The organism is Mycobacterium paragordonae (assembly GCF_003614435.1).
Lineage (GTDB): Bacteria > Actinomycetota > Actinomycetes > Mycobacteriales > Mycobacteriaceae > Mycobacterium > Mycobacterium paragordonae.
Genome location: NZ_CP025546.1, coordinates 2,912,064 through 2,930,960, shown reverse-complemented (window position 1 = coordinate 2,930,960; position 18,897 = coordinate 2,912,064). Strand labels below are relative to the sequence as shown.

The following is an 18,897-nucleotide window of genomic DNA, read 5'->3' as shown; positions in this document are numbered from 1 at the left end:
TTCTTTCTACAAGCTCGCGTTGAGCGCCTTGAGCGGCATCTGCAGGTCGTCGAGCAGTTCCAGGTCGGCCTCGGCGGGACGGCCGAGCGTGGTCAGGTAGTTACCGACGATCACGGCGTTGATCCCGCCCAGAATCCCCTGCTTGGCACCCAGGTCGCCGAGGGTGATCTCGCGGCCACCGGCGAACCGCAACATGGTTCGCGGCAGCGCCAGCCGGAACGCCCCGACCGCTTTGAGGGCTTCGCTGGCCGGCAACACCTCCAAGTCACCGAACGGCGTACCGGGGCGCGGGTTCAGGAAGTTCAGCGGCACCTCGTGCGGATCGAGTTCGGCCAGTTCGGCGGCGAATTCCGCGCGCTGCTCCAGCGTTTCGCCCATGCCCAGGATGCCGCCGCAGCACACCTCCATACCGGCCTCGCGCACCATCGACAGGGTTTGCCAGCGCTCTTCCCAGGTGTGCGTGGTGACGACGTTGGTGAAGAAGGAGCGAGCGGTTTCCAGGTTGTGGTTGTAGCGGTGCACGCCCATCGCCGCCAGCCGCTCGACCTGCTCGGCGCTCAACATCCCCAGCGAGCAGGCGATGTGGATCTCTACCTCGTTGCGGATCGCTTCGATGCCGGCCGCGACCTGCGCGAGCAGTCGCTCGTCGGGCCCGCGCACCGCGGCCACGATGCAGAACTCGGTCGCTCCGGACTTGGCCGTCTGCTTGGCGGCCTCGACCAGACTGGGGACGTCCAGCCAGGCGCTGCGCACCGGGGACTGAAACAGCCCGGACTGCGAGCAGAAGTGACAGTCCTCCGGGCAGCCGCCGGTTTTGAGGCTGATGATGCCCTCGACCTCGACCTCCGGCCCGCACCAGCGCATCCGCACCTCGTGGGCCAGCGCAAGCAGTTCCTCGAGCCGGCCATCGGGCAACTGCAGGACTTTCAGCACCTGATCCTTGGTCAAGCCCTCGCCGCGCTCCAGCACCTGCTCGCGGGCGATCGCCAGAATGTCGGAATCAGTGCCATCCTGGCCGGTGTCGCTGGTCGGTCGAGTTGGCGCTTGGGTCACCGGGTACTCCCCTATTTGTCGATCGCGTCCGAGCCTGGCCGGACCACATCTGCGTCTCACGGCCGCGTCGTTGTGGCAGCCGGAATGAAATGGTGTTCAGGTTAGGGTAGCGGGCGCCGCGTCGGCGAATGCCGCGCGGGCGCACCGGCGCGACGTAGCTGACTCCGGAAATAGGGGGTATGGACACCACCATGAGCGATCCGCCCGTCACCTATCTGGCCGACCACGGGATCTGGCTGGCCATACCGGCGTTTCTGCCCGCGCTGATCGTCGTCGGGGTGGTGTTGTACGTCGCAATGCGAAACCGTCGGAGCTCTGACAAAAAGCAGGATTGACCAGCCCCTCATTTGGGCATTACAGGTTCGTCCTAGTCGGCATCGGCGGTGCGCAAACGGGAGGCGATCGCGGTGATATTGACAGTTGTTGCGGAGGCACCGGCGGCTCGCGGAGCCGCCCTGAACCAGGTAATCGGGCTTTCGGTCGCCGCGTTGGTCATCACGCTGGGCATGCTGGCCATCGGCTGGGCGCACCGCACCCGCCGGATCATGTGGCTGGAGCGGTTCGCCGACTGGCTCGGGGTCAAGTTCAAGCGCCCGTCCTGGGTGGCGCTGCCGGTGCTGGTGTACACCTCATCGATCATCTGCGCGCTGTTCGGTTTCATCTGGGACGTCAGCTGGCACATCGGCGAAGGTCGCGACCCGGGCCCGCTCGCCAATCCGGCGCACTACTTCATCATCTTCGGGCTGTTCGGGATCTTCCTGGCCGGCATGATCGCCATCGTGCTGCCGTTCGATGAGCCCGGCCCGGCACCGGTGCGCATCACCGACCACTGGCATGCGCCCGTCGGCGGCATATTGATGGCGGGCTGCGGAATGTACGCGCTGTTCGGATTTCCGCTCGATGACATCTGGCATCGCATCTTCGGCCAGGACGTCACGCTGTGGGGACCGACGCACCTGATGATGATCGGCGGCGCGGGGCTCTCGCTGTTCTCGGTGCTGATGCTCGAGTACGAGGGCGGACGGGCGCTGCCGGACGCACCGCCCGAGAAGCCGTTCGTCCGCTTCCTGCGCTACCTGTCCTGCGGTGGTCTGCTGATCGGCCTGTCCGTCTACCAGATCGAATACGACTTTGGCGTGCAGCAGTTCCGCCTGGCATTTCATCCGATGATGATCGCCGGCGTCGCGGCGCTGGCGCTGGTTGTGGCCCGGATGACGCTGGGCAAGGGCGCCGCGATCATCGCGGCCCTGTTCGCCATCGCGCTGCGTGGGGCGGTGGCATTCACCGTCGGGCCCGTCCTGGGCGCTCCGATCAACTGGTTCCCGCTCTACCTCGGACCGGCACTGATCGTCGAGTTGGTTGCCCTCACTCCCCTGTTCAAGCGCCCCATCGCCTACGGCGCCGTCACCGGCCTGTTGGTGGGCACCGTCGGCCTCTGGCTGAGTTCGCTGTGGGTCGGTGCGGTCTACCACTACCCCTGGCCGACCAGCATGTGGGGCGAGGCCCTGGCCATGTCGGTGCCGGTCGCGGTGATGATGGGCCTGTGCGGGGCGATGACGGGGATGGTGCTGACCGGCCAGCGGCTGCCGGGCCGTGCGATCGGCATCGCGATCGTCGCGGCGACCGTCGTGGTGATCGGCGGCGCCGTGGCCAACGGGTTGCACATCAACATCCCGAGCAAGAACACCGCCACCATCAAGCTCACCGAGTTGCCCAGCGACCCCGGCAAGCAGATGGTGTCGGCGGACGTTCAGATCAACCCGCCGGACCTGATCAAGGACGACCCCGACTGGGTGTCGATCACGTCCTGGCAGGGAAAGATGGAGAACCAGCGCGGTCTGGTCGTCGATCGGCTGCAGCGGGTCGGCCCGGGGCATTACCGCAGCACCCAGCCGATCCCGGTCTGGGGCTCCTGGAAGACCCTGCTGCGCGTGCAGGACGGCTACACCATGACCGCCGTGCCGATCTACGCACCGGCCGACGAGGCGATTCCGGCTCCCGAGATCCCGGCCCAGCCGGTGATCACCCGGCCGTTCGTTCTGGAGAACACGATCCTGCAGCGCGAACGCGATCCGAGTGCGCCGGCGTGGCTGTTCACCACCGGTTCGATCCTGGTGCTGATCTTCACGCTGATGGTGATCGCGGCCCTGACCTGGGGCGCCGGCCGGATCAACGGCGAGACGACCAAGCCCCGGCGAGTGGAGGAGGAAGCCCATCCCCTCCCCAAGGCGGCCTGACTCGATGACGGCACGCATTCTCGCCGCCGTCTGGGCGGCCGCGCTGACCTGCGCACTGGTCGGCTGCGGTGGTAGCAAGCCGGGCACCCACTCCAGCAGCCCCGCGCCGGGGGCGACGACTACCAGCGGGCAGGCCGGCGGACTGACGATCGAGGTCGCCATCGCCAACGGCCAGGTGACACCCACCAACGCCACGCTGCAGGCCCGGGTGAAGGAGCAGATCACGCTGCGGGTCACCAGCGACGTCGCCGACGAGCTGCACGTGCACTCGGTGCCCGACCACAAGTTCGAGATCGCGGCGGCGCCCAACCAGACCTTCCAGTTCAGCGTCGACGTTCCCGGCACGGTCGACGTGGAGCTGCATCACCTCAAGCGCACAATCGCCACCATCCAAGTCCAGCCGTGACCGGTGCCGGGGCGGTCCTGGCGCATGGCCTCGGCGGGTCGAATGACCTTCCCGTCCCCTACACCTTCGCGCTGATCGGTGCGGCGTGGGCACTGACGTTCACGTTCGCTCTGGTCGCCCTGGCCTGGAAGCGGCCGCGGTTCGATCCGGACAAGCCGGGACACGCCCTGCCGGACGTCGTCACCCGGTTGGTCGATGCCCGTGCCACCCGGTGCGCGGTGGCGGTACTGGCGTTGCTGTTCGCGGCGTGGGTGCTGCTGGCGGGACTGTTCGGGTCGCAGACGCAGGCCAATGGCCTCCTCGGCGCGTTCTACGTGTTGCTGTGGGTCGGGCTGGTGGCGCTGTCGCTGATTTTCGGGCCGGTGTGGCGGGTCGTCTCCCCGGTGCGGACGGTGTACGTCGTGCTGCGCCGGCTCCTGCCGGAGCGGCTGGGACGGGCACGGTTCTCCTATCCCGAGAGCTGGGGCTACCGTCCGGCCGCTCTCGGTTTGTTCGCGTTCGTCTGGATGGAACTGGCCAGTCCCGACTCGGCCTCGGTGTTCGCGGTGAAGATCTGGCTGCTGGTCTACAGCGTCGTGCTGTTCGTTGGCGCGTGGCTGTGCGGGCAGCGCTGGTTCGCGCGGGTGGACCCGTTCGGTGTCTACAGCATGGCAGTGTCGCGGTTGTCGCCGTTCTGGCGCAATCGCGAGACCGGCAAGATCGTCGTCGGCAACCCGTTCGACCATCTGCCGTCGCTGCCGGTGCGGCCCGGTGTGGTGATGGTGCTGGCGGTGCTGCTTGGCTCGACGGCGTTCGACAGCTTCTCGGCGTCGCCGACGTGGCGCAATTTCGCCGACGGCGTCGCGCGCGGCGCGCACGGGGTGCCCGAAACGCTGACGTCATCGGCGCTGCGCACCGTCGGTCTGATCGTGTTCATTTCGATTGTGGCACTGACCTTTTCACTGGCGGCGCGGGCGACGGGCGGAGTTGAAGCCGAGCAGCGGCGGGCCCTACCCGGCCAGATGGCACATTCGCTGATTCCGATCGTGGTCGGCTACATCTTCGCGCACTACCTGACCTACCTGGTGGAGCGCGGCCAGCAGGCCGTCATTGCGCTCGCCGATCCGCTGGGCCGGGGTTGGGATCTGTTGGGACTATCGCACCAGCAGGTGGCGTACGTGTTGTCCATGCACCCGGCGGTGCTGTCCACCGTCAAGGTGGCCTGTGTTGTCACCGGGCACATCGTGGCGGTCATCGCCGCGCACGACAAAGCGCTGCGGCTGCTGCCGTCCGCTCATCAGCTCACCGGGCAGCTCACCATGATGCTGGTGATGGTCGGCTACACGTTCATGGGCCTGTATTTGCTGTTCGGCGGTTAACCCAGCGCGAACTCGACTCGTTGGTCGCCATCCCAGCGGCGTAAGCCGGCGAAGCGGCCCTCGAACTGCGTCGGCCGGCCCGCGATCGCCAGCGCCGCGGCCAGATGTGCGGCCTCCATCCGGCGAGCCAGCGTGACATGTGCCGTCCACTGGCCGGGCAGGCTGTTGGCCATCGGCTCCGGCAGCAGGTGCGGACCACACAGCCGATGTACCTCGGCATGCAGATCCAGCAGGTCGCGCGACGGCACGATCAACCGGGTGAGCACGATGTTGCTCCGGCCGAACAACACGGGTGCACCGATTACGCACCGCAGGGGCAGCCCGCGCGCCACGGGTATCAGCAGTTCGTCGACGTCGGGGTCGATGCGTTGGGCCACCGCCACCGTCACATGCGGACGGCCGGGCGGAACCCGGATCGGAAGACCCGCCTTTTTCAACGCGCCGAGGTCGTCCCACATGCGCTGCAGGAGGGCTTCGGTGTCGGGGTCGAAGAGCAACTCGATGGAATGGGCCATCAGGACACCAGGGACCTGACCCAGTCGCCGTCGAACGCGGCCGCGCTGATTGCCGCGAAGTCACCGCCGGCGCCGGCGCCCGCGGGCAGCGCCGCTCGCACCGGCGCCAGGCTTTCGAGCGCTGACCGGTTGGACGTCTCGACGATGCCGGGCCGCCGCGGCCAACTGCCGATCACCAGACCGGAACATGAAACATGTTGTGTCGCAAGTGCTTCCAGGGTCAGCGCGGTGTGGTTGAGGGTGCCCAGACCGGCTCTGGTCACTACCAGCACGGCTGCCTTCAGGTCGACGGCGAGGTCCCGCAGGGTGACACCCCCGGCGGCGAGTTCCACCAGCAGCCCGCCGGCGCCCTCCACCAACGTCAACCGTCCCGGCCGGTCCAGCCGACGGATCAGCTGCAGCACCTCATCGCCGCTGGGCAGCGACATGCCGGCCTGCCCGGCCGCGGCCACCGGCGACATGGGCAGCGGGTAGCGCGCCAGGCCGGCCAGTTCGGTGACCCCGGACAGCCGGCCCACCTCGGCGAGGTCGTCGTCGCCGCCGGCGGTGCCGGTCTGGGCGGGCTTGCACACCGCCACATGGATGCCGAGTCGGCGGGCGCAGGACGCCAGCGCCGCGGTCGCGATCGTCTTTCCGACCCCCGTATCGGTCCCGGTGACGACCAGTACCGTCAACGGCGGACGCTCGAGAGCACCTCGGCGAGCACGCGCCGCGCCAGGTCGAGTTCGTCGGCGCTCAGCGAGGCGCGCGCGGTCAGCCGCAGCCGGGATGTCCCCGCGGGTACCGTCGGCGGCCGGAAGCAGCCCACCTTGACGCCCGCGTCCAGGCAGTCGGTCGCCGCGGCCAGCGCGACCTCGGGATCACCCAGGATCACCGACACCACCGCCGACTGTGGAACCTCAGCGACGCCACACACCCGGGCCAGCTCGGCGGCGTGGCCGAGCACCGCCCCGGGTCGCCACGGCTCGGCCTCCAGGATGTACAGCGCGGCCAGCGCGGCGCCCACCGCGGCGGGTGCCAGGCCGGTGTCGAAGATGAACGGCCGCGCCGCGTCAATCAGATGGGCCCGCACCTCGGCCGGGCCCAGGACCACGCCGCCCTGGCTGCCCAACGCCTTGGACAGCGTCGTCGTAACCACCACATCCGGCGAACCGGCCAGCCCGACCTCGTGCAACAGGCCGCGACCGCCGCCGCGCACCCCGAGGCCGTGCGCCTCGTCGACGATCAGCAGCGCACGGTGCCGGCGGCACACGTCGTGCAATTCGCGCAGCGGCGCCAGCGCCCCGTCGGCGCTGAATACCGAGTCGGTGACGACGACGGCGCGCTCCTCGTCGCGCGCGGCCAATGCCGATTCCACGGCGCTGACGTCGCGATTGGGCGTCACGACCACCCGCGCGCGGGACAGCCGGCAGGCGTCGACCAGTGAGGCGTGCGAGTAGGCGTCGGACACCAGCAGTGAGCCGGGGCCGGAAAGGCTGACGACCGCACCGAGGTTGGCGGTGTAGCCGGAGGAGAACACCAGCCCCGCGGCGGCGCCGACGTACTCGGCGAGCTCGGTCTCAAAGTGGGCGTGCAATTCGGTGTCGCCGGTGACCAGACGCGAACCGGTGGCCCCGGCACCCCAGACCCGCAGTGCCTGCACCCCGCCGTCGATGACGTCGGGATGCTGGGACAGACCGAGGTAGTCGTTGGAGGCCAGGTCGAGTTCGGTGCTCACCGGGGGCCGTGGCCGCAGGGAACGTCGCAGTCCGGCCTCGCGGCGCTGCGCCTCCACCGCTTCCAGCCAGGCCAGCGGGGACGTCTCGGTTGACTTCATCGCTGATCAGACTACGAGCCGCGCAACGTTGACCATCGCCGAGGTGATCTGAGCGATCTCGTCGGACGTGCAGACATACGGCGGCATCGCGTACACGAGATTGCGGAACGGGCGCAGCCACACCCCGCAGTCCAGCGCCGCCGGCGTCGCCACCGCCAGATCCACCGCCCGGTCGCATTCGATGACGCCGATGCCCCCGCACACCCGCACGTCCGTCACGCCTGGCAGCGCGCGGGCCGGTTCCAGTCCGTCGGTCAGCCCGTCCGCGATCTCGGCGACACGGGATCGCCAGTCCTGGCCCAGCAACACCTCGACGCTGGCCACCGACACCGCGCACGCCAGTGGGTTGGCCATGAACGTCGGCCCGTGCATCAGGGCGCCGGCGGTGCCGCCGCTGATGGTGTGGGCGATGTCCGTGCTGCACAGGGTCGCGGCCAGGCTGAGATACCCGCCGGTGAGGGCCTTGCCGACGCACATGATGTCCGGGCTGACACCGGCGTGGTCGGCGGCGAACAGCTCACCGGTGCGACCGAAGCCGGTGGCGATCTCATCGAAGATGAGCAGCACCCGGTGACGACGGCAGATGTCGGCCAGGTCGCAGAGGTAACTCGGGTCGTGGAAGCGCATCCCGCCCGCCCCCTGCACCACGGGCTCGACGATGACGGCGGCCAGTTCGGCGGCGTGGTCGGCAAGTTGAGCCTCGAATGCCGCGCTGTAGGCGGGGTCGTAGTCGCGCGGCACCTGCGGGGCGAAGACCTGCGGAACCAGCACGTCGGCCCACAGCGAGTGCATACCTCCGTCGGGGTCACAGACGCTCATCGGCGTGAAGGTGTCGCCGTGGTAGCCGCCACGCCACGTCATCAGGCGATGCTTGGCCGGTTGGTCCAGGCTGCGCCAGTACTGCAGCGCCATCTTGACCGCGACCTCCACCGACACCGACCCGGAGTCGCTGAAGAACACGGTGTCCAGCCCGGCGGGGGTGATCTCCACCAGCAGTTGGGCCAGCCAGGCCGCCGGCTCGTGCGTCAGACCACCGAACATGACGTGGTTCATGGTGCCGAGCTGTGCGGTCATCGCCGCATCCAGCACCGGGTGTCCGTGGCCGTGAATGGCGGTCCACCACGAGCTCATCGCGTCCAGCACCTGGACCGGGTGGTCGTCGCGGATCAGCGTGAGCCAGGCGCCGCGCGCGGCGACAGCCACCACCGGCGGTATCGCTTCGCTGCCGATCGTGCTGTAGGGATGCCACAGGTGAGCGGCATCGATCGCGCTGATCTGCGCGGGCGTCAACCCGGGATCCGCTTGTCCGGCCACTGGCATAGAAGCCACGAAAGCCGACCTTAGTCGGTTGCGGTCGCAGAAAACCCGTTCATCGGGAAGCATGCAGGGCATGGCAGCACCGGATCAGTCCCAAGACGCGGATCAGGAGGTCGAGGGACCGCGAATCATCAGGCTGCGCTTGGTGCCCTGGGATGTCATCACAATGTTCGTGCTGCTGGCGTTGCTGATCGCCGCGGTCACGCTGACCAGCTGGCCGACGCGGCTGTTCTCTTTCACCGACAACGTCTGCCAGGGTGACGACTGCCCCATGGTGCCGTTCGGGTTGAACTTCTACATCTACCCGCTGATGTGGGGCGGTATCGGCGCGGCCGGGACCGCCGCGCTGCTCGGCCCGTTCGTGTCGCTGGTGAAGGGATGGTTCATGTCCTTCTGGCCGATCGTCGCGGTCGGCGTGCTCAGCCTGGCCTCGGTTGTGTGCCGGGCCCTGACGGATTTCAGCAACACGTTCGGCCGCTGACACGCTCGCGCAACATCACGCGCCAGCAACGTCTATGAGACCGAAATCACAACTGGCATCACGGGATTGAGCCTCTCAATCACCGTCCGGTCACGTTCCTACAAATAATGTTTCGCCCCTCTGGCGGTCACTTATCTCTGTTGTCAAAGTGTCTGTAGTGACTGGTGTGATTTCACTCGGGCTAACCCGAACGGCTCACGCCATCAAGTCCAGCGGCGCTCGGCCCCGAAGAGGCGGCCCTTCGCAACTGAACGGCGCGGATGCGCGCGGTCACCGCGCTGAGGCACAGAGGGGCCACCCGGCCCCAGGAAACGAGGGAACGAAATGAAACGCGCTTACGCCTTCGCGATCGGGCTGGTGATGTTCGTGGCGCCGATGGCGACTGTCGCGGTGACAGCCTCCGCTGATCCGTACACCCGCAGCAATGACTACCAACAGATGGCCGACACCGTGATCGCGCGCGGACTCTCGCAGCGCGGCGTCCCGTTCTCGTGGGCCGGCGGCGGTGTTACCGGCCCCACCCGCGGGACCGGTTCGGGCATCAACACCGTCGGTTTCGACGCCTCGGGCCTCATGCAGTACGCCTACGCCGGCGCCGGGCTGAAGCTGCCGCGTTCCTCGGGCCAGATGTACCGGGTCGGCGAGCGGGTGCTGCCCCAGCAGGCCCGCAAGGCCGACTTGATCTTCTACGGCCCCGAAGGCACCCAGAGCGTCGCGATGTACCTCGGAAACGGTCAGATGCTCGAGGTCGGTGACGTCGTGCAGGTCTCGCCCGTTCGGGCCAGCGGCATGTCGCCGTACCTGGTCCGCATCCTGGGGACCAACTCGTTGCAGACGGGGCCGGTGCAGCCGGCGCCGCAAGCCCCGGCCCAGACGGTGCCCGGCCAGCAGGCGCCGGCCCAGACCATCCCCGGCCAGCAAGCCCCGGCCCAGACCATTCCCGGCCAGCAAGCCCCGGCCCAAGCGGTCCCCGGCCAGCAAGCCCCGGCCCAGACGGTCCCCGGCCAACAGGCCCCGGCGCAGACAGTCCCCGGCCAACAGGCCCCGGTGCAGCAGGCACCATTGCAGCAGCAAGCGCTTCAGCCGCCGCTGCAGCAGGTGATCCCCCAGCCGGCGGCTCCCCTGGTTCCGACACCGCAGCCGCCGCTGCAGCTGATGCCGGCGCAACCGGCCCCCGCCGTCACCGCTCCGCGGTAAAAAGCCCGGAACGTTCGCGGGATCTCCCCAGCCGCCGCTTGCTCCCGAAAGGAGCAGGCGGCGGTTTTCGGTAAGTTAGCGGTGACCATGCCGACACCGTCACCGCCTCCGACCCCGGCTGCCACCAGGCAATCCGCCGGAATGGGCACGCGCGCGGCCGGTTTCTACCGGCACGATCTCGACGGTCTGCGCGGCATCGCGATCGCTCTGGTCGCCGTATTTCACATCTGGTTCGGCCGGGTGTCCGGCGGCGTTGACGTGTTCCTGGCGTTGTCCGGGTTCTTCTTCGGCGGCAAGGTGTTGCGCGCGGGGCTGGGGGGGAGGTTGTCCCCGGCGACCGAGGTGGTCCGGCTCATCCGCCGGCTGCTGCCCGCGCTGGTCGTGGTGCTGGCCGCGTGCGCACTACTCACCGTACTGATCCAGCCGCAGACCCGCTGGGAAGCGTTCGCCGACCAGAGCCTCGCCAGCCTCGGCTACTACCAGAACTGGGAACTGGCCAACTCGGCGGCGGACTACCTGCGCGCCGGCGAGTCGGTCAGCCCGTTGCAGCACATCTGGTCGATGTCGGTGCAGGGCCAGTTCTATGTGGCGTTCCTGGTGCTCGTCGCCGCCGTCGCCTACCTGGGCCGGCTTCTTGGCAAGCACGTGCGCACAGCGTTCGTGGTGCTGCTCAGTGCACTGACGGTCGCGTCGTTCGGGTACGCGATCATCGCCCACCACGCCTACCAGGCGACCGCGTACTACAACAGCTTCGCGCGAGCGTGGGAACTGCTGCTGGGCGCGCTGGTAGGCGCCGTGATCCCGTACATCCGCTGGCCGATGTGGCTGCGGACGGTGGTCGCCACGGTGGCGCTGGCGGCGATCCTGTCCTGCGGTGCCCTGATCAACGGCGTGCAGGAGTTCCCCGGCCCGTGGGCGCTGGTGCCGGTCGGCGCCGCGATGCTGATGATCATGGCCGGGGCCAACATGGCCGCCGACCCGGCCACACGCGGCCGGATGCCCCTGCCCAACCGTGTGTTGGCGGTCGGGCCGCTGGTGACGCTGGGCGCGATGGCCTATTCCCTGTACCTGTGGCACTGGCCGCTGTTGATCTTCTGGCTCTCCTACACCGGCCATCGCCAAGCCAACTTCTTCGAGGGTCTCGGCGTGCTGCTGGTGTCGGGCGTGCTGGCGTACCTGACCACCCGGCACGTCGAAGACCCGTTGCGCTACCGGGCAACTACGGCACCGGCCGCGCCGGTGCCCTGGCGACTGCGGTGGCGGCGGCCGACGATCGCGCTGGGATCGGTGGTGGCGCTGCTGGGTGTCACGCTGACCGCGACGTCGTTCACCTGGCGCGAACACCTGGTCGCCGAACGCGCCGGCGGCAAAGAACTCAGCGGACTCAGCGCCGCCGACTACCCGGGCGCGCGAGCCTTGGTGAACCACGTGCGGGTGCCGAAACTCCGGATGCGGCCAACCGTGCTGGAAGTCAAGGAAGATCTTCCCGCCTCCACCCGGGACGGGTGCATCAGCGACTTCGTCAACCCGACCGTGGTGAACTGCACCTACGGCGACAACGATGCGCCCCGGACCATCGCGCTGGCGGGCGGATCGCATGCCGAACATTGGCTTCCCGCACTGGACCTGCTCGGTCGGCTGCACCACTTCAAAGTGGTGACCTACCTCAAGATGGGCTGCGCGTTGTCCACCGAACAGGTGCCGCTGATCATGGGCAACAACGCGCCCTATCCCCAATGCCGGCAGTGGGTCGAGACGACGATGGCCAAGCTGGTCACCGATCGACCCGACTACGTGTTCACCACGTCGACCCGGCCCTGGAACATCAGGTCCGGGGACGTGATGCCAGCCACCTACATCGGGATCTGGCAAACGTTGTCCGACAACAACATTCCCATCCTCGGGGTCCGGGATACGCCGTGGCTGGTCAAGGACGGACAACCCTTCAATCCCGCGGACTGCCTGGCCAAGGCCGGCAATTCGGAGTCCTGCGGGGTCAAGCGGTCCGATCTGCTGTCCGACCACAACGGCACCCTGGACTTCGTCGCGCAGTTCCCGCTGCTGAAGCCCATCGACTTGTCGGACGCGATCTGCCGGCCCGACACCTGCCGGGCGGTTGAGGGAAACGTGTTGATCTACCGAGATCCTCACCACCTGACGCCGACCTACATGCGGACTCTGGCGCCCGAACTCGGGCGGCAGATCGCGGCGATCACCGGTTGGTGGTGACAAGCCTCCCAGGACAGCGGACACCGATAGGGTCGAGTGATGTCGTCGACGGAGCGTGGGAACGAGAGTTCATATGACGGCGCGGACGGCTCGCCCGAGCTGGTGACGGTGTGGCCCGGGGCCCCATTTCCGCTTGGCGCCACCTACGACGGTGCCGGGACCAACTTTTCGCTGTTCTCCGAAGTCGCCGACCGGGTCGAGTTGTGCCTGATCGACCGCGACGGCAGCGAAACCCGGATAAACCTCGACGAGGTCGACGGCTACATATGGCACTGCTACCTCCCGACCGTCACGCCCGGACAACGCTACGGGTTCCGGGTACACGGGCCGTTCGATCCGGCGGCCGGGCACCGGTGTGATCCGAGCAAGTTGTTGCTCGACCCCTACGGCAAATCCTTCGTCGGGGACTTCGATTTCAGCCAGGCGCTGTTCTCCTACGACCTCGCGGTGGCGGCGGAGGATCCGTCCGAAACCGGTACTCCCCCGATGGTCGATTCGCTGGGTCACACCATGACCAGCGTGGTGATCAACCCGTTCTTCGACTGGGCCTCCGACCGGGCGCCGGGCACGCCGTATCACGAAACCATCATCTACGAAGCGCACGTCAAGGGCATGACCCAAACCCATCCCGGCATCCCGCACGAGCTGCGCGGCACGTATGCCGGCCTGGCGCACCCGGTGATCATCGACCACCTGAAGTCCCTGAACGTCACCGCCATCGAGCTGATGCCGGTGCACCAGTTCATGCACGACCACCGGCTGGTAGACCTGGGACTGCGAAACTACTGGGGCTACAACACATTCGGCTTCCTTGCCCCGCACTATCAATACGCGGCCACTCGCAAACCGGGCGGGGCCGTCGCCGAATTCAAGGCCATGGTGCGCACCTTCCACGAGGCCAACATCGAGGTGATCCTCGACGTCGTCTACAACCACACCGCCGAAGGAAACCAACTCGGCCCGACGATCAACTTCCGCGGCATCGACAACGCCGCCTACTACCGCCTGGTCGACGGTGACCTTCGGCACTACAAAGATTTCACCGGCACCGGCAACAGCCTGAACGTGCGGCACCCGCACACCCTGCAGCTCATCATGGACTCGCTGCGCTACTGGGTGCTCGAGATGCACGTCGACGGTTTCCGGTTCGACCTGGCGGCCACCCTGGCCCGCGAGTTCTATGACGTCGACCGGCTGTCAGCGTTTTTCGACCTGGTCCAGCAGGATCCGGTGGTCAGCCAGGTGAAGTTGATCGCCGAACCGTGGGATGTCGGCGAAGGCGGTTACCAGGTCGGGAATTTCCCAGGTTTGTGGACCGAGTGGAACGGGAAATACCGCGACACTGTGCGCGACTACTGGCGGGGCGAGCCCGCAACCCTCGGCGAGTTCGCTTCCCGGCTGACCGGGTCGTCGGACCTGTATGAGGCGACCGGCCGGCGGCCCGGCGCCAGCATCAATTTCGTCACCGCCCACGACGGCTTCACCATGCATGACTTGGTGTCCTACAACGAAAAACACAACGCCGCCAACGGGGAAGACAACCGCGACGGGGAGAGCCACAACCGGTCCTGGAACTGCGGCGTGGAAGGCCCGACCGACGACCCGGACATCATGGCGCTGCGCTGCCAGCAGATGCGCAACTTCTGGGCGACGCTGATGGTCAGTCAGGGCACCCCGATGATCTCCCACGGCGATGAGATCGGGCGCACGCAATCAGGTAACAACAACGTCTACTGCCAGGACTCCGAGTTGTCTTGGATGGATTGGTCGTTCGTCGAGAAGAACGCCGATCAGTTGGCCTGCGCCCGCAAGGTGACGCGGCTTCGTAAGAAGCATCCGGTTTTTCGGCGGCGCCGCTTCCTCCGGGGCCGGCCCATCCGCAGCGGTGAAGCCGACATCCACGACATCGCCTGGCTGACACCGGCCGGTCAGGAGATGACCGAGCAGGACTGGGACAACGATTTCGGCAAGAGCATCGCGGTGTTCCTCAATGGCCAGGCCCTCCCCGAACCGAATCGCCGTGGCGAACGCATCGTCGATGACTCGTTCCTGCTGTGTTTCAACGCCCACGACCAGGAAGTCACATTTGTCATGCCGCACGGCGACTATGCACAGCAGTGGACAGTGGAGCTGGACACCACCAGCCCGACCGGCGTGGCCGAGCGGGTGGTCGATCAAGGTGACGAGGTAGCGCTGCCCGGCCGCTCCGTGCTCATCTTGCGTAAGACGTTGTGACGTATGCCTTTTCCGGTCTCGGCAACCTACCGGTTGCAGCTGCGCGGCGCGTCCAGTGGCTTCGCGTTCACCCTCGGCGACGCTGAAAACCTGTTGGACTACCTCGATGAGCTCGGGGTGTCCCATGTCTACCTGTCCCCCGTGCTGACCGCGACCAGTGGATCCTCGCACGGTTATGACGTCACCGATCCGACGACGGTGTCGTCGGACCTCGGCGGCCCGGAGGGGCTGGCCCGGTTGTCGTCGGCGGCGCAGGCCCGCGGTATGGGCGTGGTGATCGACGTGGTGCCCAATCACGTCGGAATCGACCAGCCCGCGCAGAACGCCTGGTGGTGGGATGTTCTGCGGCACGGGCGGGACTCCGAATACGCCGGATACTTCGACATCGATTGGACGCTGGACGACGCGGGCCGAATCGTGTTGCCGTTGTTGGGATCTGACGACGACGCGGCCGATCTGACCGTGGACGGCGACCTGCTGCGACTGGGCGACCTGGCGCTTCCCATCGCCCCCGGCACCGGTAACGGCGCCGGCCCCGAGGTGCACGAACGCCAGCACTACCGCCTGGTCGGGTGGCGCAACGGGGTCGTCGGATACCGCCGGTTCTTCTCGATCACCTCGCTCGCCGGGTTGCGGCAGGAGGACCGCAGCGTGTTCGACGCCAGCCACGCGGAAGTCGCGCGCTGGTTCAGCGAGGGCATCGTCGACGGGGTTCGGATCGACCATCCCGACGGATTGGCCGATCCGGCAAGCTATTTGATCTGGCTGCGCGAGTTGGTGGGACCCGAGGCCTGGATCGTGATCGAGAAGATCCTGGCCGTTGACGAGGCCCTGGAACCCACGCTGCCGGTCGCCGGCACCACCGGTTACGACGTGCTGCGGGAGGTGGGCGGACTTTTCGTCGACCCGAGGGGCGAAGCCGCGCTGACCGAACTCGTGGGGTCCGCGGGGGTGGATTACGGCGCGATGCCGGACATGTTGGCGCAACTGAAGATTCGCGCCGCCACCGACACGCTGGGCAGTGAGCTGGCCCGGCTGCGGCGCAGCATCGTGGCGACCGCGGGTGCCGATGATCCGCGGTTGCCCGACGCGGTGGCCGCTTTACTGACTCACATCGACGTCTACCGGTGCGACTACCAGTCGCTGTCGGCGATCCTGTCCACCGCCCTGGCGAAAACCCAAGCCGCGCAACCCGACCTAGGTCCAGCGCTGGCCGTGGTGGCCGCGGCACTGGCCCGCGGCGGTGAACCCGCCACCCGCCTGCAGCAACTGTGCGGCGCGGTGACGGCGAAGGCGGTCGAAGACTGCCTGTTCTACCGCGACGCCCGCCTGGTATCGCTCAACGAGGTCGGCGGCGAACCGCACCGGTTCGGTGTCGGCGCCGCCGAATTCCACCAGAGTTCGGCCACCCGGGCCCGGCTGTGGCCCTCGGCCATGACGACGCTGACCACGCACGACACCAAACGCGGTGAGGATGTGCGGGCCCGGATCGGGGTGCTGTCGCAGGTGCCGTCGTTGTGGACGGAATTCCTCGGCCGCTGGGAGACCCACGCACCGTCTCCCGATCCCGCGACCGGACAGTTCCTGTGGCAGAACATCTTCGGTGTCTGGCCGGTGAGCGGCGAGGTCACCGGGGAACTGCGCGACCGGTTGCATTCCTACGCCGAGAAGGCGATTCGCGAGGCCGCCTGGCACACGTCGTGGAACGACCCGGACTCCGACTTCGAAGGCGCCGTGCACCGTTGGCTGGATGCCGTGCTCGATGGGCCGGTGGCCGGCGAACTGACCAAACTCGTCGGGCAACTCAACCCGCACGCCGCCAGCGACGCACTGGGGCAGAAGCTGCTTGCGCTGACCGTGCCGGGCATCCCCGACGTGTACCAGGGCACCGAGTTGTGGGACGACAGCCTGGTCGACCCCGACAACCGCCGCGAGGTCGACTACGCGGCCCGCCGCAGTGCACTGAAAGACCTGCAGCACCCGAAGATTCGCGTGGTCACGACGGCGCTTCGGCTGCGGCGCTCACGGCCGGACTGCTTCCTGCACGGCGACTACGTGCCGGTGCTCGCCGCGGGTCAGGCCGGCGACCACATCGTCGCGTTCCGCCGCGGCCCCGGCATCCTGGTGGCGGTGACCCGCTGGACGGTGGCGCTTGCGGACACCGGCTGGGGCGACACCGTGCTGCCACTGCCGGAGGGGTCGTGGACCGACCGGTTGACCGGTGCGATGGCCAGCGGACCGACGTCGGCCGCCCAATTGTTCGGTGAGTTGCCCGTGGTGCTGCTGGAGCGTCTTGATGACTGAATTCAAAGTGTGGGCGCCGAAACCCGAGTTGGTGCGCCTGGACGTCGACGGCGCGGTGCACGACATGATCCGCTCCGACGACGGCTGGTGGCACGCCGACGTCGACGCGCCACCGGATGCCCGCTACGGCTTCCTGCTCGACGACGACGACACCGTCCTGCCGGACCCGCGGTCACCGCGCCAGCCCGACGGAGTGCACGAACGCTCCCAGCTCTGGGACCCGTCCAGTGCCGCCTGGACCGACGGTGACTGGGCCGGCCGGTCCGTCGAGGGTGCGGTGATCTACGAACTGCACGTCGGCACCTTCACACCCGAGGGCACCTTCGACTCTGCCATCGAAAAACTGGACTATCTGGTGGATCTCGGCGTCGACTTCGTCGAGCTGATGCCGGTGAACTCCTTCGCCGGCACCCACGGCTGGGGCTACGACGGCGTGCTGTGGTACAGCGTGCACGAGCCCTACGGCGGTCCCGACGGCCTGGTCAGGCTGGTCGATGCCTGCCATGCCCGCGGCCTCGGGGTGCTGATCGACGCGGTGTTCAACCACCTCGGCCCCTCAGGCAACTACCTGCCGAAGTTCGCGCCGTATCTGTCGTCGGCCAGCAACCCCTGGGGCGAGGGCATCAACATCGCCGACGCGGACTCCGACGAAGTGCGTCGCTACATCATCGGATGTGCGTTGCGGTGGATGCGCGACTTCCACGCCGACGGCCTGCGACTGGACGCGGTGCACGCGCTGGTCGACCTCACCGCGGTACACCTGCTCGAGGAGATGGCCACCGAAACCGACTGGCTGTCAAGGCAGTTGGGCCGGCCGCTGGCTCTGGTCGCCGAAAGCGACCTCAACGATCCGCGGCTGATCACCCCGCGGGACCGCGGCGGATATGGCCTTACCGCGCAGTGGGCGGACGACATCCACCACGCGATCCACACCGCGGTCTCCGGCGAGCGGCAGGGGTATTACGGCGACTTCGGCTCGATCAGCACGCTGGCTCAGACGTTGCGCCATGGCTTCTTCCACGCCGGCACCTACTCGTCGTTCCGGCGGCGCCGGCACGGGCGTCCGCTGGACACCGCCGAGGAAACCGGGATTCCGGCGACCAGGCTGCTCGCCTACACCTGCACCCACGACCAGGTCGGCAATCGCGCGCTCGGGGACCGCCCGTCGCAGAACCTGACCCCGGGGCAGTTGGCCGTCAAGGCCGCGCTGGTGCTGGCCTCGCCTTACACGGCAATGCTTTTCATGGGTGAGGAGTGGGGTGCGTCCACCCCGTTCCAGTTCTTCAGCTCGCATCCCGAGCCGGAGCTGGCCGAGGCCACCCGCAAGGGGCGCAAAGCGGAATTCGCCGAACACGGGTGGGACGCCGACGAGATCCCGGATCCGCAGGACCCCGAGACGTTTCAGCGGTCCAAGCTCAAATGGGGCGAGCTTCTCGGCGGCGCGCACGCCCGTCTGCTGGCGGTGTACCGGGAGCTGATTGCGCTGCGGCACAACGATCCCGACTTCGCCGACCCGTGGCTGGATCACCTCGTCGTCGACTACGACGAGGACCAGCGCTGGATCGTGCTGCGGCGCGGGGCGTCGGCCATCGCATGCAATCTCGGCGCCGAGGATGTGTCCGTGCCGGTCGCCGGGGAGCTGGTGCTGGCCTGGGACGCCCCGGAGATCGGGAAGGACCACACCCGGGTTCCGGCCCATTCGTTCGCCATCCTGCGCGTTGCGCGAGCAGGCGCAAAGGCCCCGTAATC

General features: G+C 67.8%; 14 protein-coding genes and 1 pseudogene. 10 read left to right on the top strand and 5 right to left on the bottom strand.

What is annotated here, in order from left to right; translation table 11 throughout:
* Positions 1-6 precede the first annotated feature (6 nt).
* Positions 7-1,053, bottom strand: a complete 1,047-nt coding sequence (gene bioB / locus C0J29_RS13540; RefSeq protein WP_065046458.1) for a biotin synthase BioB — start codon at positions 1,051-1,053, stop codon at positions 7-9.
* Between the two features lie 191 nt (positions 1,054-1,244).
* Between bioB and C0J29_RS32810 the strand changes: the two genes are divergently transcribed.
* The 4 genes from C0J29_RS32810 to C0J29_RS13525 all read left to right on the top strand — a co-directional run bounded on the left by C0J29_RS32810 (position 1,245) and on the right by C0J29_RS13525 (position 5,054).
* On the top strand, positions 1,245-1,388 hold the full coding sequence (locus C0J29_RS32810; RefSeq protein WP_162951350.1) for a hypothetical protein: 144 nt from the start codon (positions 1,245-1,247) through the stop codon (positions 1,386-1,388).
* Positions 1,389-1,508: 120 nt separating this feature from the next.
* A complete protein-coding gene (locus C0J29_RS13535) occupies positions 1,509-3,290 on the top strand; it encodes a hypothetical protein (protein WP_120794714.1) in 1,782 nt (593 codons plus the stop codon).
* 4 nt (positions 3,291-3,294) lie between these two features.
* Positions 3,295-3,696 carry a hypothetical protein gene (locus C0J29_RS13530; RefSeq protein WP_120792637.1) on the top strand — a complete coding sequence of 134 codons (402 nt, stop codon included), beginning with the start codon at positions 3,295-3,297 and terminating at the stop codon, positions 3,694-3,696.
* Positions 3,693-5,054, top strand: coding sequence for a hypothetical protein (locus C0J29_RS13525; RefSeq protein ID WP_120792636.1), 1,362 nt, complete (start codon positions 3,693-3,695; stop codon positions 5,052-5,054). The genes C0J29_RS13530 and C0J29_RS13525 overlap by 4 nt, the downstream gene beginning before the upstream one ends.
* Here the strand turns inward: C0J29_RS13525 and C0J29_RS13520 are convergent.
* The 4 genes from C0J29_RS13520 to C0J29_RS13505 are packed head-to-tail and all read right to left on the bottom strand — an operon-like array spanning position 5,051 to position 8,705.
* Entirely contained in the window at positions 5,051-5,569 is a 519-nt protein-coding gene (locus tag C0J29_RS13520; protein WP_120792635.1) for a 2'-5' RNA ligase family protein, read from the bottom strand. The genes C0J29_RS13525 and C0J29_RS13520 overlap by 4 nt on opposite strands.
* Positions 5,569-6,243 carry a dethiobiotin synthase gene (gene bioD, locus C0J29_RS13515; RefSeq protein ID WP_162951456.1) on the bottom strand — a complete coding sequence of 225 codons (675 nt, stop codon included), beginning with the start codon at positions 6,241-6,243 and terminating at the stop codon, positions 5,569-5,571. Before bioD ends, C0J29_RS13520 begins: the two co-directional genes overlap by 1 nt.
* Positions 6,240-7,385 carry an 8-amino-7-oxononanoate synthase gene (locus C0J29_RS13510; protein WP_120792633.1) on the bottom strand — a complete coding sequence of 382 codons (1,146 nt, stop codon included), beginning with the start codon at positions 7,383-7,385 and terminating at the stop codon, positions 6,240-6,242. The genes bioD and C0J29_RS13510 overlap by 4 nt, the downstream gene beginning before the upstream one ends.
* Positions 7,386-7,391: 6 nt before the next feature.
* A complete protein-coding gene (locus C0J29_RS13505) occupies positions 7,392-8,705 on the bottom strand; it encodes an adenosylmethionine--8-amino-7-oxononanoate transaminase (RefSeq protein ID WP_120792632.1) in 1,314 nt (437 codons plus the stop codon).
* 70 nt (positions 8,706-8,775) lie between these two features.
* Between C0J29_RS13505 and C0J29_RS13500 the strand changes: the two genes are divergently transcribed.
* The 6 genes and pseudogenes from C0J29_RS13500 to treZ all read left to right on the top strand — a co-directional run bounded on the left by C0J29_RS13500 (position 8,776) and on the right by treZ (position 18,895).
* A complete protein-coding gene (locus C0J29_RS13500; protein WP_176603629.1) occupies positions 8,776-9,183 on the top strand; it encodes a hypothetical protein in 408 nt (135 codons plus the stop codon).
* Positions 9,184-9,507: 324 nt separating this feature from the next.
* Positions 9,508-10,185, top strand: a pseudogene (gene ripD / locus C0J29_RS13495) (NlpC/P60 family peptidoglycan-binding protein RipD); the annotation flags it as partial.
* Positions 10,186-10,467: 282 nt separating this feature from the next.
* Positions 10,468-12,609, top strand: a complete 2,142-nt coding sequence (locus C0J29_RS13490; RefSeq protein WP_120792630.1) for an acyltransferase family protein — start codon at positions 10,468-10,470, stop codon at positions 12,607-12,609.
* Positions 12,610-12,648: 39 nt separating this feature from the next.
* Positions 12,649-14,844: a glycogen debranching protein GlgX gene (gene glgX, locus C0J29_RS13485; protein WP_120792629.1), complete on the top strand. Its 2,196-nt coding sequence runs from the start codon at positions 12,649-12,651 to the stop codon at positions 14,842-14,844.
* Between the two features lie 3 nt (positions 14,845-14,847).
* The gene (gene treY / locus C0J29_RS13480) at positions 14,848-17,148 is read left to right on the top strand and encodes a malto-oligosyltrehalose synthase (RefSeq protein ID WP_120792628.1); all 2,301 of its coding nucleotides are present in this window, start codon (positions 14,848-14,850) and stop codon (positions 17,146-17,148) included.
* Positions 17,141-18,895, top strand: a complete 1,755-nt coding sequence (gene treZ / locus C0J29_RS13475; RefSeq protein WP_120792627.1) for a malto-oligosyltrehalose trehalohydrolase — start codon at positions 17,141-17,143, stop codon at positions 18,893-18,895. Before treY ends, treZ begins: the two co-directional genes overlap by 8 nt.
* The last annotated feature ends 2 nt before the right edge of the window (positions 18,896-18,897 follow it).